The organism is Algoriphagus sp. AK58, from assembly GCF_014324365.1.
GTDB lineage: Bacteria > Bacteroidota > Bacteroidia > Cytophagales > Cyclobacteriaceae > Algoriphagus.
Map to the genome: position 1 here is coordinate 71,831 of NZ_QEIG01000003.1, position 14,005 is coordinate 85,835.

12 protein-coding genes are annotated in these 14,005 nt (G+C 44.6%); 9 read left to right on the forward strand and 3 right to left on the reverse strand.

Annotated features, from left to right (window positions below):
* Window positions 1-17: 17 nt before the first annotated feature.
* Complete coding sequence (locus tag DDT91_RS02370) at window positions 18-299, reverse strand: transcriptional regulator (RefSeq protein WP_187174528.1); 282 nt, start codon at window positions 297-299, stop codon at window positions 18-20.
* The gene (locus tag DDT91_RS02375; RefSeq protein ID WP_187174529.1) at window positions 292-867 is read right to left on the reverse strand and encodes a hypothetical protein; all 576 of its coding nucleotides are present in this window, start codon (window positions 865-867) and stop codon (window positions 292-294) included. Before DDT91_RS02375 ends, DDT91_RS02370 begins: the two co-directional genes overlap by 8 nt.
* Window positions 868-995: 128 nt before the next feature.
* Between DDT91_RS02375 and DDT91_RS02380 the strand changes: the two genes are divergently transcribed.
* The 3 genes from DDT91_RS02380 to DDT91_RS02390 all read left to right on the forward strand — a co-directional run bounded on the left by DDT91_RS02380 (window position 996) and on the right by DDT91_RS02390 (window position 2,738).
* Window positions 996-1,448: a DUF1569 domain-containing protein gene (locus DDT91_RS02380; protein ID WP_187174530.1), complete on the forward strand. Its 453-nt coding sequence runs from the start codon at window positions 996-998 to the stop codon at window positions 1,446-1,448.
* A 43-nt stretch (window positions 1,449-1,491) separates the two neighbouring features.
* On the forward strand, window positions 1,492-2,175 hold the full coding sequence (locus tag DDT91_RS02385; RefSeq protein ID WP_187174531.1) for an energy transducer TonB: 684 nt from the start codon (window positions 1,492-1,494) through the stop codon (window positions 2,173-2,175).
* Between the two features lie 95 nt (window positions 2,176-2,270).
* The gene (locus tag DDT91_RS02390; protein WP_187174532.1) at window positions 2,271-2,738 is read left to right on the forward strand and encodes a copper resistance protein NlpE; all 468 of its coding nucleotides are present in this window, start codon (window positions 2,271-2,273) and stop codon (window positions 2,736-2,738) included.
* Window positions 2,739-2,740: 2 nt separating this feature from the next.
* Here DDT91_RS02390 and DDT91_RS02395 read toward each other — a convergent pair whose 3' ends face one another.
* A complete protein-coding gene (locus tag DDT91_RS02395) occupies window positions 2,741-3,673 on the reverse strand; it encodes a hydrogen peroxide-inducible genes activator (RefSeq protein WP_187174533.1) in 933 nt (310 codons plus the stop codon).
* Between the two features lie 202 nt (window positions 3,674-3,875).
* On the opposite strand from DDT91_RS02395, the gene DDT91_RS02400 reads away from it, so the two are divergent.
* The 6 genes from DDT91_RS02400 to DDT91_RS02425 all read left to right on the forward strand — a co-directional run bounded on the left by DDT91_RS02400 (window position 3,876) and on the right by DDT91_RS02425 (window position 13,987).
* Entirely contained in the window at window positions 3,876-5,180 is a 1,305-nt protein-coding gene (locus tag DDT91_RS02400; RefSeq protein WP_187174534.1) for a Gfo/Idh/MocA family protein, read from the forward strand.
* 24 nt (window positions 5,181-5,204) lie between these two features.
* Window positions 5,205-6,407 (forward strand): redoxin domain-containing protein, encoded by a 1,203-nt coding sequence (locus DDT91_RS02405; protein WP_187174535.1) that lies wholly within the window; start codon window positions 5,205-5,207, stop codon window positions 6,405-6,407.
* A gap of 148 nt (window positions 6,408-6,555) precedes the next feature.
* The gene (locus tag DDT91_RS02410; RefSeq protein WP_187174536.1) at window positions 6,556-6,996 is read left to right on the forward strand and encodes a MarR family winged helix-turn-helix transcriptional regulator; all 441 of its coding nucleotides are present in this window, start codon (window positions 6,556-6,558) and stop codon (window positions 6,994-6,996) included.
* A gap of 1 nt (window position 6,997) precedes the next feature.
* The gene (locus DDT91_RS02415) at window positions 6,998-7,417 is read left to right on the forward strand and encodes an organic hydroperoxide resistance protein (protein ID WP_187174537.1); all 420 of its coding nucleotides are present in this window, start codon (window positions 6,998-7,000) and stop codon (window positions 7,415-7,417) included.
* Window positions 7,418-7,579: 162 nt separating this feature from the next.
* Window positions 7,580-10,114, forward strand: coding sequence for a M14 family metallopeptidase (locus DDT91_RS02420; protein WP_187174538.1), 2,535 nt, complete (start codon window positions 7,580-7,582; stop codon window positions 10,112-10,114).
* Between the two features lie 177 nt (window positions 10,115-10,291).
* Window positions 10,292-13,987 carry a sensor histidine kinase gene (locus DDT91_RS02425; RefSeq protein WP_187174539.1) on the forward strand — a complete coding sequence of 1,232 codons (3,696 nt, stop codon included), beginning with the start codon at window positions 10,292-10,294 and terminating at the stop codon, window positions 13,985-13,987.
* Window positions 13,988-14,005 lie beyond the last annotated feature (18 nt).

A 14,005-nucleotide genomic window follows, 5' to 3' on the forward strand; every position in this document is an offset into this window, starting at 1 on the left:
AAAAAGGTAAATTTTTTTTAGGAAATGTAGTTTTTCAGATTTTCGACATACGCTTCAAAGGCTTTGACCCCTTCAGATGTAATTTTACAGGTAGTAAGAGGTCTTTTTCCCTTAAATGACTTTTCAATTGTGATGTAACCGGCTTTTTCCAGCTTGTCCAACTGCACGCTGAGGTTACCCGCAGTGGATTCGGTTTTTTCCTTTAGGAAAGTAAATTCTGCTTCTTCCAAGCCTATCAAAAGAGACATCACCGCTAGCCTTAGCTGGGAATGAAGAAGGGGGTCTAATGGCTTAAACACGATTTTTAAATTTGGTTTTTAATACATATCCCGGTACCAAATACCCCAATACCATCGAGATGCCCGCGGTCAGGTATTGTTCATTGACAGGCAGCAAAAATCCGATAATCGCTCCGATGAACAAAACCGTCCCTCCCAATTTGGTAGAATTATCCCGAATCATCGCGCCAGTGCTGAAGACCCCAATTCCGGCCAGCACCAAAATGATCGGATTGTGTCGATACTCCAACACAGGCATAAAAGACAATAGAATCACCATTCCGACAAACACAGCGATCCAAAGCTGTCCCAAGAAATCGTCCAAATGAGTCTTGACGCGGGACTTTTTACGCTCCCGAAACTCATGGACAAAACTCCAAATCACAGCAGGTATCACCGCGAGCCATACCACATAAGGCATCTCAAAACCTGATTTAGCTAAGAAATAATGCCCAAAATTGCAGAGAGCAATTACCCAACCCCAGAGTAAAAGCTGAAAGCTTCCGTCACCTGCGGCTTCTTTTTTGGCCTTTTGGATCATCTCGGTGATCAAGGCCAGAGATTCCGAACTGTTCATTTGTTTTTCCATGATAATGATTTTTGAATTAATAACGAGCCAAATGTAAATTAGTTTACTTTATAAACCTATTTATTACAAATATTTTTTGCTGACGTTTCAATTGGTAACTTGTAGAAGCAATTTTTCCCTTACTATCCATGAAAAACATCTTTGATCCTCAAATCACTGGAGAACTTATCTCCAGAATCAATCAACTGAAGTCCGACAGTCCTGCGCTTTGGGGAAAAATGTCAGTGGATCAAATGCTAGCCCACTGTTGTGTAGCTTACGAGATGGCTTTTACCAATAAGTATCCCAAGCCTAATTCGATCATGCGTTTTCTTCTAAAGACTTTTGTCAAAAATGGGGTCGTTAATGAAGTACCTTACAAAAGGAATATCCGAACAGCGCCACAATTCGTGATCTCGGATCGCAAGGATTTTGAGCTTGAACAAAAGCGGCTGATTACTTACCTCGAGCATACCTTGGCCTTAGGCAAAGACCATTTTGAAGGAAAGGAATCTCTTTCATTTGGGCCATTGACCGCTCAAGAGTGGAACAACTTATTCTACAAACATCTGGACCATCATCTGAATCAGTTTGGAGTATAAATCCTATTCTAAATTCTTTTCTTGACTATTTAATATTACTTCGATGCTACTTTACAAAAGACCTTTCCAAAAGAAAATGGGAGTCGTACTCAGTGTTCTTTTCCTTTGTTCCTTCGGTCTTTTTGCTCAGGAAACAGCCTCAGATATTCCCACCTCGACTTCCTTAAACGAGCTTTTGGCAATGAATCTGAAATTTCCCAGTGCAGAATTAAGGGATAAAAAGTCTGCAAGAGTCATTATCTCTATGAAAATTGATCAAGTGGGGCGGCCAGATAGCATATTCCTGATTGAAAGTGCCTCTGAGGCTTTTAATAAGGAAGTTTTAAGAGTGATCGATTTGGCTACGATAAACTGGAAACCTGAATATTTGGAAAACAGACCGACAGGGAATGAATATTTATGGGTAATTTCCTTCAAGGCTGCAATGGGGGAAAGCATGATCACAGATGAATTTAGCGTTGTGGATAACCTTCTCAAAAAGGAGAAATATGACAAAGCAATCGAGCTTTGTTCTGAAAAAATTACCGAGAACCCCTACAAATATCTATGGTATGAGAAACGGGCCGAGGCTCACCGCTTGGCAGGAAATGCTGAGTCAGGACAGCGCGACTTCATGGCAGCCAAGCAGGTGAAGCGCAAGGTATTAGCAGAAGCAGAAGTGAAAGCCTTTGGATCCATTCGAGTGGATCAGGTTATGCCCGGTACCATCAGAGGGACGAATTTTTGAAATCACCAACCTGCTTTTAGTTCTTTTGAATCTATTGAAGAAAAGGATCTATTATCAACCTTTGTTAAATTTGACTTCACCAATATTCTTTAGCGATGAAAAATTCCCTACTGTTCATTTTTGCATTAGCCACTTTACAACTAAGCTGCAGCAAACCATCAGAATCACAATCTGAAGAAGTCGAAACTGTGGCTGAAACCTCAGAAACATCTCAAACACTACCAACAGGAGACAACTCACAAACCTCGTTGGATTGGGCGGGAACCTACTTCAATGTCCTTCCCTGTGCCAGTTGTGAAGGAATTGAAACTTGGGTGACCCTAAATCAAGACGGCACTTTTCAGCTCAAAACCAATTATTTAGGACTAAACGATGCCAGGGAAGAGATTTTCACAGGAACCTTCAAATGGGATGATACCGGCTCAAACGTGCAGCTCGAAGGCCTGATCGGTGATGCCCCGGGAAAATATAAAGTAGGTGAAAACCAAATCTGGCATCTCGACCGGGACGGAAATCGCATCGAAGGCGAATTGGCCGAGCGCTACATCCTCAAAAAGCAATAGGCTTATTTGAAGCGTACGATTTTTCCGTGTGCTTTGGAGGTCATCTCCTGCGGAATGGCCTCCGTAATTTCCCTATAAAGCAACTCTACCAGTTTTTGCTTGAGAAAATTACGGTTGAGGATGATGCTTACTTCCCTGATAGGAGCACTTCCTTTGAACGGTCTAAGCCTTGATTTTTCCTCCTCGGAAAGATCAAAGGTCGCTAATTCAGGAAGCAAGGTCACACCTTGATACCGGTTGACCATATTTCGAAGTCCTTCCAAAGAGCCGCTTTCATAATGGAAATTTTTATGGCCTGCCATTCGTTGATCACAAAAGCTTACCACTTGATCCCGAAAACAATGGCCTTGTTGCAAGATCCAAAGTTCATCAGATTTCAATTGATCGGGTCGGATTTCTTTTTCTTTCAACAGTTCATGCCCCTGAGAAAAATAGGCGTAGAATTTCTCATAAAACATCGGCTTTTCCAGGATACCGGATTCTTCCAAAGGAGTTACTATAATTCCCAAATCCAACTCATCATTTTTTAGCCTTTTGACTACCTCTTCGGTTACCATCTCTTGGACTTCCAGTTTGACATTCGGGTATTTGTCCAAAAACCTTCGGATAAATCGATGCAATAAGTAGGGTGCCAAAGTAGGGATAATCCCAAGTTTTAGCGTCCCTGAAATATCTCCTTTCAACTGGGCAACGAGCTCCAAAATTCCTTTACTCTCAGACACCACTTTCTTGGCTTGGGCAATAATTTGAACCCCGATTTCTGTAGGTATCACAGGCATTTTGCTTCGATCAAAAAGCAAAACCCCTAATTCTTTTTCCAGCTTGCCAAGCTGTGCACTTAAGGTCGGCTGAGTAACAAAGCAGGACTCTGCTGCATTTCCAAAGTGTCGGTGCTTATCGACTGCGATCAGGTATTCCAGCTGTTGAATAGTCATTTTGATAGAAAAATTCTATGGCAAGAAAGTAAAAAGTCGGGGAAAGAGTTCCATTCCGAAAGCTGAATAAAATCAGGAAACCCTCCCTTTTATCTCGATTTATCCATCATTTATCAAAATCACCTTCGAAAATTTCAAAAGCCAAATCATTTCTGGTAATTTATTTAGCTTATTGAGTAATTCACTTAAACCCATTAACCTGATGAGTTCTAATTCATTTTCCCGACGAAAATTCCTCGGCGCCAGTCTATTGACCTCTGCCGGACTGAGTTTGATACCCGAACTTTCTTTTGCTTCAGCGCCAACCCCTCTTTTCCAAACCGCCCACGAGCGTGTTCGCTTGGGTTTTATCGGAGTGGGCCGGCAGGCTATGGGACTCTTAAATAACTTCATGAGAATCTCAGGAGTGGAAGTCGTGGCAGGTGCCGATGTTTATGCCATCAAGCGGGAGCGATTTGCCCTCCGAGTTCAGAAAAATATGACTGAGGCTGGCAAAACGTATGTCGCTCCTAAACTTTATGAAGACTACCGGGAGCTTTTGGCAAATCCTGAAGTGGATGCAGTGGTGATTGCCTCACCGGACCACTGGCATGCCATCATGGCCATAGATGCCTGTAGGGCCAAAAAAGACATTTACCTCGAAAAACCGCTCACCTTCACGATCAAAGAAGGTCAGGAGCTTGTCAAAGCGGTTCGTGAAAATGGGATCGTCCTCGCCGTCGGTTCTATGCAGCGAGCAGCAGTCAACTTTCAAACGGCTGCCATGCATGTGCAACGAGGCAAGCTGGGCAAAATCTCCCAAGTGCTCGTTCATGTCGGTGACAATCCCCATCCCAAACCCTACGATCTCGCGGAAGAAGCCATCCCGGCTGGCTTAAATTGGGAAAAGTGGCTCGGTCCCATTCCCTCCATACATTTCAATGATTTGCTGAACCCGGGAATTACTTTAAATCCGGAAAAAAACGAAGCGGCCTGGGGTGCTTGGCGCTGGTATCGGGAAACAGGTGGTGGGTTGATGACCGACTGGGGCGCGCACATGATCGACGTCGCTCAATGGGGACTCAGCATGGACCGAAACGGTCCCGTGGAAGTCATCCCAGCATCGGGAGACAAGCCGCTTTCCTATCGCTATGCAAATGGGGTAGAAATGTTGATCACCAAGTTTGATGAGGGTCGACAAGGCGTGAAGTTTTTAGGAGAAAAAGGATGGATCAAAGTTTCCCGGGGAAATTACGATACTTCGATCGCTGACTTGCAGATTGGAAAAGAACCGGAAAACTTCAGTTTTGGAGCACATCATGTGGACTTTATCGACTGTATCCGAAAAAGAAAAGATCCGATTGTTCCGGTTGAGGTCGGACACAGCACTTGCACGGCTTGTACGATAGGAAATATTGCTCATGAACTTAACAAACCCCTGAAATGGGATCCAATTGCTCAGGTTTTCACGGATTCAGAAGCTAATAAAAAGTTACACTACACCTATCAGCGCGGACTTTCGCTTTAGTCTGGCAATCCACACCCAAACCCTATGAATACCTCCAATCGAACGCTTTATATTGCCCTGATCGCTTCCGGTTTCCTCTTTTTCCAATGTGGAAAAACAAGGGAACCCGAAGTCCAAACGGAAGAAACAGCCTCCACGTTTGTGGCAAATCCTCAAGTAGTAGCCGAAAAAGCAATAGCTAAATTAACTATTAGAGACCAAGCCCCTCCATTTAACCTTCCAGATGTGGATGGCAAATTTCATACGCTGGAGGATTTTGCGGACAAAGATATACTCGTGGTCAACTTTACCTGCAATCATTGTCCGACAGCGCAAGCATATGAAGATAGATTCATCGGGTTGGTAAAAGAATACGAAGGAAAATCAGTCGCCTTCGTGGCGATCTCTCCCAATAGCCCGATTGCAGTTTTGCCCGAAGAACTGGGCTATACGGATTTGGGGGATTTTCACGAGGAAATGAAAATTAGAGCAGAGGCAAAAGGCTATAATTTCCCTTACCTCTATGACGGGGATACCCATGAGTTTTCCACAGCGTATGGTCCTACAGCCACACCGCACGTGTTTGTCTTTGACAAAGACCGAAAACTGACTTATTCCGGTCGAATCGATGCCAAGGAAAAACCCGGAACCGGAAATTCGGAGGATTTGAGAGCTGCCATTGAAGCAACACTGAAAGGCGAGGCCTTGCCCCCTGAGTCCGCTCAAACGCCTGCTTTTGGCTGCTCGATCAAATGGGCTTGGAAAAATGAGTACACCATCAAGACCAATGAGGAATGGAAAAAACGGGAAGTCACTTTAGAAAAACTCAGCCCGGCCGGATTGGCTGATTTATTGAAAAACGATTCAGACAAACTGCTCTTGGTCAATTTCTGGGCGACTTGGTGCGGCCCCTGCATTATAGAATATCCGGAATTTGTGACCATGCAGCGGATGTATGGCGCAAGGGATTTTCAGTTTGTCTCCGTGAGTATGGATGCACCAGACCAGCAGGAAAAGGCCTTGAAGTTTCTCAAATCCAAAGCTTCTGCTCTGCCCAACTATCTGATGGATACCGAAGACAAGTATGAAGTCATCAAAGTAGTTGGCTCGGATTGGGATGGAAGTCTGCCGATCACTCTACTGATCGAGCCGGGAGGAAAAGTAGCCTATCGGGTTCCGGGAACAATTGACGCCTTGGAATTGAAGCGGGCAATTGTGGATCATCCGATGATCGGAAGATACTATTGATGTACAATTGTAGATTTTTGATTTACAACGTTGAAGAGTGAAGAGGGCTCTGAATTAAAAACCTGCCCCTTTCTTGTCAAAATTTAGATCAAAACACTTTTGAACAGGATTGAAAACAAGTAGATTGTATTCAATCCTGTTTTTTGTTATGAACTCCTCCGAATTTACATCCCTACGCCTTTCCCAGCTTCTCTATACCAGTTCAAGGCTGATGATTCAACAGATTCAATTGCGCCTGAATGAACTTGGCTTGACTTATTTACAATATTTAGTTTTGTCCATTCTTTGGGAAATAGATGGGCTGAAAGTTCATGAATTAGGCGAACGGTTGAGTTTAGACTCGGGAACATTGACTCCCCTCCTTAAAAAACTGGAAGTTCAAAACCTTCTCAAGCGAAAGCGAGGGGAAAACGATGAGCGGACGGTCAGTATACACCTGACTTATCAGGGAAAATCACTCCAGACCAAAACTTTGGCCATACTTCAAGAGTTGGAAGACCAATTGACTTCACGCCTGGGAAAATCGACTGAGAAGTTAATCCCTCAGGCGGAGGTCTTTTTGGAAAATCTCAAAACCCTTAAAAAGTAAGATGGAAAAACTGATTGTAGACTACACAGCCGTAGCGATCAACACCGGCGGAAGAAAAGGACATGTCCGAACAGATGATGGAAAATTGGATTTTGAAGTTTCTATGCCGAAAGAAATTGGAGGAGATGGAGAAAAAACAAATCCTGAACAGCTTTTTGCAGCAGCCTATGCGGCCTGTTTTGGAGGTGCTTTGGCGGCAGTGGCCGGAAAAACCAGCCTCCGTGATTCTGAAATCAAAGCCAAAGTACATCTGGGACACTATGGTCCAAACAGTTTCGGACTCGGAGTAGATATTGAAGTGAAAATTCCGCATGCCGAATCACTAGAGCACGCCCAGCAATTGGTGGAAGCTGCGCATCAAGTTTGCCCTTACTCTAAAGCTACCCGAGGGAATATCGAGGTGAAGGTAAAGGCCGTGTAAGTCCTGTTATTCTAGGAGAAAGAGACTGTGCGTGTGGTGTGCAGTCTCTTTCTTTTTTGTAACCACCAAGTTTTGATCCTATGGACTTTTTCCACTTTTTCCTAACCGGTAATTTCCATCCCGGCAAAACGCATTAACTTCCCAGCTGAAAAAATTTTCAAGATGAAAAAGAGTTTACTGACCTTAACATTTGCGTTGGCACTGGTTTGGGGAGCTTTGGCACAACTCAAGACCCCGGAGCAGTTTTTGGGCTATAAGCCAGGAGACCGCTTTACTCCACATCACCGCATGGTGGATTACTTTGACTACGTGGCCTCACAAAACCCAAACATCAAAATCATCCAATACGGAGAGACCAATGAAAAACGGCCACTGTTTGTAGCGATTCTATCCAGCCCGGAAAATATGGCCCGTCTGGAACAAATCCGTACGGATAACCTCAAGCGAGCCGGCCTCATGGAGGGAACTCCCAGCACCGAGATTCCGATCAATTGGATGTCTTTCAACGTGCACGGCAACGAATCAGTGGGTATGGAAGCAGCGATTTCGACATTTTATACTCTGGCAGATCCCAATAATCCCAAGTCTCAGGAATGGCTCAAAAATCAAGTCATCATCCTAGACCCTTGCATCAATCCAGATGGTCGCGACCGCTATGCCATGTGGTACAATCAGAAGATGAATACCCGACTGCAGCCTGACCCACAGTCTATGGAACACAACGAACCTTGGCCGGGAGGAAGAGCCAATCATTACCTCTTCGACCTCAACCGGGATTGGGCTTGGCAAGTGCAGGTGGAATCTCAACAAAGACTGAAGCTTTACCAGCAGTGGATGCCTCAGTTGCACCTGGATTTCCATGAGCAAGGCATCGACAATCCTTTTTACATGGCTCCGGCAGCTGAGCCATTGCACGAGCAGTTGACTCCCTTTCAGCATGAATTTCAGGATATCTTCGGTCGTAATACCGCCAAGTATTTTGATCAAATGGGGAAATTTTACTTCACTAAGGAGCGTTTTGATTTGCTCTATCCTTCTTATGGAGACACTTACCCCATGTACAATGGGGCCATAGGCATGACCATCGAACAAGGTGGGAGCGGACGCGCAGGTATCGGAGTTTATAATTCAATCGGTGATACCGTAACTCTGAGCGGTCGTATCGCTGGGCACTACACCGCAGCAATGTCGGCGGCAGAGGTGACCAGCCAAAACGCCAAGCGTTTGGTGGACGAGTTTGCCAATTATTTTAAAAACAACTCCAGCAATCCAAAAGGGAAATATAAAAGCTTCGTGATCAAAGCTGAAAGCAATCCGGCACAGGTAGCAAAATTGCTTGAGCTTTTGGATAAAAACGGCATTCGTTATGGAAAAGCCGGAGCAAAAACCGGACTGAAAGGATTTGAATACCAAACCGGAAAATCAGGTGTCACATTTTCCACCTCGGACAAAGACATTGTGATCAATGCTTATCAGCCCAAATCCGTTTTGGCACAAGTGCTTTTTGAACCCAATCCTACCCTCAACGACTCCATTACCTATGATATCACCAGTTGGGCAATGCCTTATGCCTATGGATTGAAAGCCTATGCTTTGGAAACCAGATTAGATGCTTCCGGTGCGTACGAAAAGCCTTCGAATCCAGCCAATCAGCCCGGCTCTACACCGGTTGCCTATTTGGCTACCTGGGAGGGAACCCGCGATGCTGCATTTCTTTCTGCCTTGCTCAATCAAAAAATCCGGGTTCGCTTTGCGGAATATCCCTTTACAGTGGAAGGTAAAAGCTATCCGGCAGGTACACTGATCATCACCAAAGGCGGAAATGAATATGTGGGAGACTTTGACAAAAAGGTAACAGAAACCGCCAATAGTTTTGGAGTGACCTTAGCCAGAACCCAAACAGGCTATGTGGATAAAGGTAAAGACTTTGGTTCACCCAATATCCGGGTGATCAAAGCGCCAAAAGTGGCCTTGGTCGGCGGAAACGGAACCTCTTCCCTCAATTACGGGGAGGTGTGGCACTTTTTTGAAAAAGAACTCGACTATCCTTTGAGCAACTTGGATGCTACCGCTATGGGAAGTTATGACCTCAGCAAATACGATGTAATTATTCTTCCATCAGTATTTGGAGCAGCGCTTAATGCTGCTGCTCAAACCAAATTGACCGATTGGGTTAAGGCTGGAGGAAAACTGATTGCAATCGATGCAGCAGTAAATCTTTTTGCCAATAAAGAAGGGTTTAAGCTGAAAACCTTTGATTCGGATGAGGAGAAAAAAGCGGCTGAAAAAACCGCCCAAGATCTTGCCAAGCAAGAACGCTTAGAGCCCTACACTGATAGTGAACGTTTGGAAATATCCGGAGGAACGGCCGGTGCAATCTATGAGGTTAAAATGGATGAAACTCATCCACTGGGCTATGGCACTGGAGGAAAATTCTATACCCTTAAAAACAATTCAAGCCGGTTTGCTTACCTCAGTGGGGGCATAAATGCGGGAATAATAGCTTCCAATGATTCTTACCGCACTGGGTACATTGGTTACAAAATCAAATCCCAAATGGGTAACTCCATGGTGATCGGCGCAGAAAATCTAGGACGCGGACAGTTGGTTTACTTTGTTGACAATCCAATTTTCAGAGGTTTCTGGGAAAGCGGCAAGTTGGTCTTAAGTAATGCGATCTTCATGGTAGGGCAGTAATTTGGGCCTACCTCATGCCATAAATCAAGCCGGCTGCGGGATGTAGCCGGTTTTTTTATACCAAAGGGAAATTCCCAGATTCCAAAAGCATTTTTAATCCTAGTATTATTTTCTATCTTTTTCCTCAAATTTTGAAAAAGAACAACTCGCTGGTTCAGGCGTGATTGAAACTGACTGATGAAAAACATCCTTCGCATTTGGGGATTAGCATTTTTACTCGTTGCCTGCGGCAAAAGTGATTTTTCTGAGACCTCAGACGAGAAACTATCCTTTTCTGCCCCTCAGATCACAAGGGTTTCAGAACTGTCGGATTCCCTCAAACCCCAGGTGGTAAGTTTGGCAGAGGTTACTGCCCCTCGAACAATTTTGATACCCACACGAGATGGGGGTTCTTATTCTTTCCAAGGCGGGAATGAAGAATACATTTCTTTCTCACTGTTAGCTCCAAAAAGCCAAGAATTACTTGTCCTGCGCGATCCCAATGGAGAAATCGTAAAAGACCAAAAAGGGACACCTTATTTACTTGGTGAAGGGGGTATTTCCCAATTTCGAACCTATTCTACTGACGACGGCTTGGCATTGGATGCGGTCAACTGTGCACTTTTAGACAGTCGGGGCCACCTGTGGTTTGGCACCAATGGTGGAGGAGTAAGCAGGTATGATGGAAATACGTTTACCAACTACACCTCCTCCCAAGGATTGGTGGGAAACACCATTCGCAGCATTTGGGAAGATAGCAAAGGCAATATGTGGTTTGGAACCATCACAGGGGTGAGCAGGTTTGATGGTTTTTCTTTTACAAACTATACGGTCAAAGAAGGATTGGCAGACGATGTGGTATTTGGAATCGCAGAAGACAACGATGGAAATATCTGGTTTGGCACTGGAGGCGGAGGTGTGAGTCGATTTGACGGACAATCATTTACCACCTTTACCAAAAAAGATGGCTTGGCGGAGAACTTTGTAATTGCCGTGGCCAAGGACCAAAAAGGCAATCTTTATTTCGGAACCAACGGTGGAGGAATGAGCCGTTTTGACGGGAAATCTTTTACTAATTTTTCAGAATCCGATGGTTTGGCTGGAAATCGGGTGAGAAGTTTTGGAATGGCATCTGACGGATCCATTTGGATAGGAACCATTGGCAGTGGGGTGAGTCGGTTTGATGGTGAAAAATTTAAGACTTATACCCTCAAAGATGGTCTGGCAGACAATATCGTCAGATCCATTTTGGAGGATAAAAACGGAAATATTTGGCTGGGAACCGAGCGAGGAACCAGCAGATTTGACGGCAAATTCACGACCTATACCCGTGATCAGGGTATGCCTGCCAATAGTGTTTTAGCCATCGTGATGGATGATTCCGGCAAGCTTTGGTTTGGCACCGACGGAGGAGGGGTTACACGATTTGATGGGAGCGCATTTACAAGCTTTACGGTAAATCAGGGGCTTGGAGGAAACATCATCCTGAGTACCTTGGAAGATAAAGAAGGGAATCTTTGGTTTGGTACAGCCGGTGGTGGATTAAGTAAGTTTGATGGGAAGAGTTTTACCACGTTCTCCCTTTCCCAAGGGCTAGCCGGAGAAATTGTCTATTCGATCATTGAGGACAAAAGCGGCCACCTTTGGATTGGAACCGGTGGTGGCGGAATCAGTAAATACGACGGTAAAAGTTTCACCACCTATACTAGCCAACAAGGACTGCCATCCGATGAAATCTATGCCATTGCAGAAGATAAAGATGGGATCCTTTGGATCGGGACGGAAAATGGCCTCAGCAGATTTGATGGGACGCGATTTGTCAACTACGGAATAGATCAGGGTTTGGCAGGGCAAATCATCTTGGCTCTTTTGCCCGAAGATGAAGGAGGAATATGGATAGGAGCCGTGGACGGTGGAATTAGCCATTTTGATGGGGAAAAATTTACCAATCTTACTACCAAACAGGGTTTGGTGGACGACGAAGTAATGAGGCTAAAGAAAGATCTGGACGGTAATCTTTGGATAGGTACGGGCCATGGATTGGGATTTCTGCCCAAAGAATCTATTTCCAAATGGATCAAAGGGGATTTAGATCAAGCATCATCTGCCATGAAATCATTTGGTATCCAAGATGGACTGCCTGACAATGTCATTCTTCAAATTGTTCCCATGAAAAATGGGAAAATCGCCATAGGAACCAATCTTGGGATCGCATTTTTTGATACCCCAACAGAGCAAGATGCGCCCGGTTCAACATTGAAAAACATAGAAATTTTTAACTCCAATACCGGATACCCAGTCAAAGACCTCACAGATGGTCAAAACGGGATGTTTGAGGACAGCAAAGGAATCATTTGGGCCGGGACCGGAAGTAACAAAACTGCATTGGTCAGATTTGACTACGATGGTTTGATTCGCAATACCGAACGTCCTAAGGTTTTTCTTAAACAGCTTAGAATCAACGAAGAAATCATCTCTTGGGAGTCTTTAAAAACGGATATAGACCCAACCTTAGTCGATTTTGACGAACTGAGTACGCTTGGTAAAAAGTTAAATTCTTCCGAAAGGGAAACACTTCAGCAGCGTTTCCGAGGACTTGAATTCTCAGACCTATTACCCTTTTTCCCTATTCCCCAAGGATTGGTGTTACCCTATCGACACAACCATATCAACATTGACTTTGGATCCAATGAGCTAGCCAAGCCCTATTTGGTCGAATATCAGTACATACTGGAAGGATATGACGAAGAATGGAGCCCTGTCTTAAAAAAAACCAGTGCCACTTTTGGAAATATCCAAGAAGGGGATTATTCCTTCAAGGTCAGAGCTAGATTTGCAGGACCCAGTGAAGAAGATGCCGGAAATTGGACCGAGCCCTTAAGTTATTCTTTCACCGTCTTACCTCCCTGGTACCGAACATGGTGGGCTTATGGGATCTATACTCTCCTATTTCTTTCTTTGATTTATCCAATCCACCGCTATCAAAGAAATATGGTGATCAAAGCGGAACAGGAAAAAGCACGAGAGCGTGAATTGGCTCAGGCGAAAGAAATAGAGAAAGCCTACACCAAGCTGGAAGCTGCACATGAAAACCTAAAGTCAACCCAAGCTCAGCTGATCCAGCAGGAAAAATTAGCCTCCCTTGGTCAGCTCACGGCGGGGATCGCTCACGAGATCAAAAACCCGCTCAACTTTGTCAATAATTTTTCAGGGCTGAGCTTGGAGTTTCTCGACGAAATTGAGGAGGAATTAGACAAAATGGAGGAAAGCGAAGCCTTGGAAAATGTGCGTGATCTGCTCTCCGACATTAAGACCAATCTTACCAAAATCAAACACCACGGAGGCCGCGCTGATGGTATCGTCAAATCTATGCTGATGCACTCCAGAGGAGGAAGTGGAGCTATGGAACCGGCAGACCTCAACGAGGTCATCAAAGAATATGTCAACCTTTCCTTCCACGGCATGCGCGCCAACAAAAATCCGATCAATGTCGAAATCGAACTCGATCTGGAGAATGCGTTACCTAAGATTCCACTCAATTCGGAGGACTTCAGCAGAGTTATCCTAAACCTAACCAAGAATGCTTTTGATGCTATGCGGGAGAAAGTCAATAAAGTGGGTCCTGATTACAAACCCAAGCTGTCTGTAAGAACCCGCGATCTTGGAGAAAAGGTACTCATCGAGGTAGAAGACAATGGCCCTGGGGTTCCTGATGACATCAAGGACAAATTGCTTATGCCATTTTTCACAACCAAAAAAGGGACTGAGGGTACTGGCTTAGGCTTAAGCATCACCCACGATATCATCAAGGCTCACAATGGCTCTTTGGATATCACCACCAAGGTAGGAGATTGGACCAAATTCAGCATTTCAATTCCAAAAGCATCAGCCTAAATTTTCAAAGCGAATTTT

What these genes read in the sequence shown, in the direction of transcription:
- DDT91_RS02425 (WP_187174539.1), top strand. Translation starts at nt 10,292, where the DNA reads ATGAAAAACATCCTTCGCATTTGGGGATTAGCATTTTTACTCGTTGCC.
- DDT91_RS02390 (WP_187174532.1), top strand. Translation starts at nt 2,271, where the DNA reads ATGAAAAATTCCCTACTGTTCATTTTTGCATTAGCCACTTTACAACTA.
- DDT91_RS02395 (WP_187174533.1), bottom strand. Translation starts at nt 3,673, where the DNA reads ATGACTATTCAACAGCTGGAATACCTGATCGCAGTCGATAAGCACCGA.
- DDT91_RS02405 (WP_187174535.1), top strand. Translation starts at nt 5,205, where the DNA reads ATGAATACCTCCAATCGAACGCTTTATATTGCCCTGATCGCTTCCGGT.
- DDT91_RS02400 (WP_187174534.1), top strand. Translation starts at nt 3,876, where the DNA reads ATGAGTTCTAATTCATTTTCCCGACGAAAATTCCTCGGCGCCAGTCTA.
- DDT91_RS02415 (WP_187174537.1), top strand. Translation starts at nt 6,998, where the DNA reads ATGGAAAAACTGATTGTAGACTACACAGCCGTAGCGATCAACACCGGC.
- DDT91_RS02380 (WP_187174530.1), top strand. Translation starts at nt 996, where the DNA reads ATGAAAAACATCTTTGATCCTCAAATCACTGGAGAACTTATCTCCAGA.
- DDT91_RS02420 (WP_187174538.1), top strand. Translation starts at nt 7,580, where the DNA reads ATGAAAAAGAGTTTACTGACCTTAACATTTGCGTTGGCACTGGTTTGG.
- DDT91_RS02375 (WP_187174529.1), bottom strand. Translation starts at nt 867, where the DNA reads ATGGAAAAACAAATGAACAGTTCGGAATCTCTGGCCTTGATCACCGAG.
- DDT91_RS02410 (WP_187174536.1), top strand. Translation starts at nt 6,556, where the DNA reads ATGAACTCCTCCGAATTTACATCCCTACGCCTTTCCCAGCTTCTCTAT.
- DDT91_RS02385 (WP_187174531.1), top strand. Translation starts at nt 1,492, where the DNA reads ATGCTACTTTACAAAAGACCTTTCCAAAAGAAAATGGGAGTCGTACTC.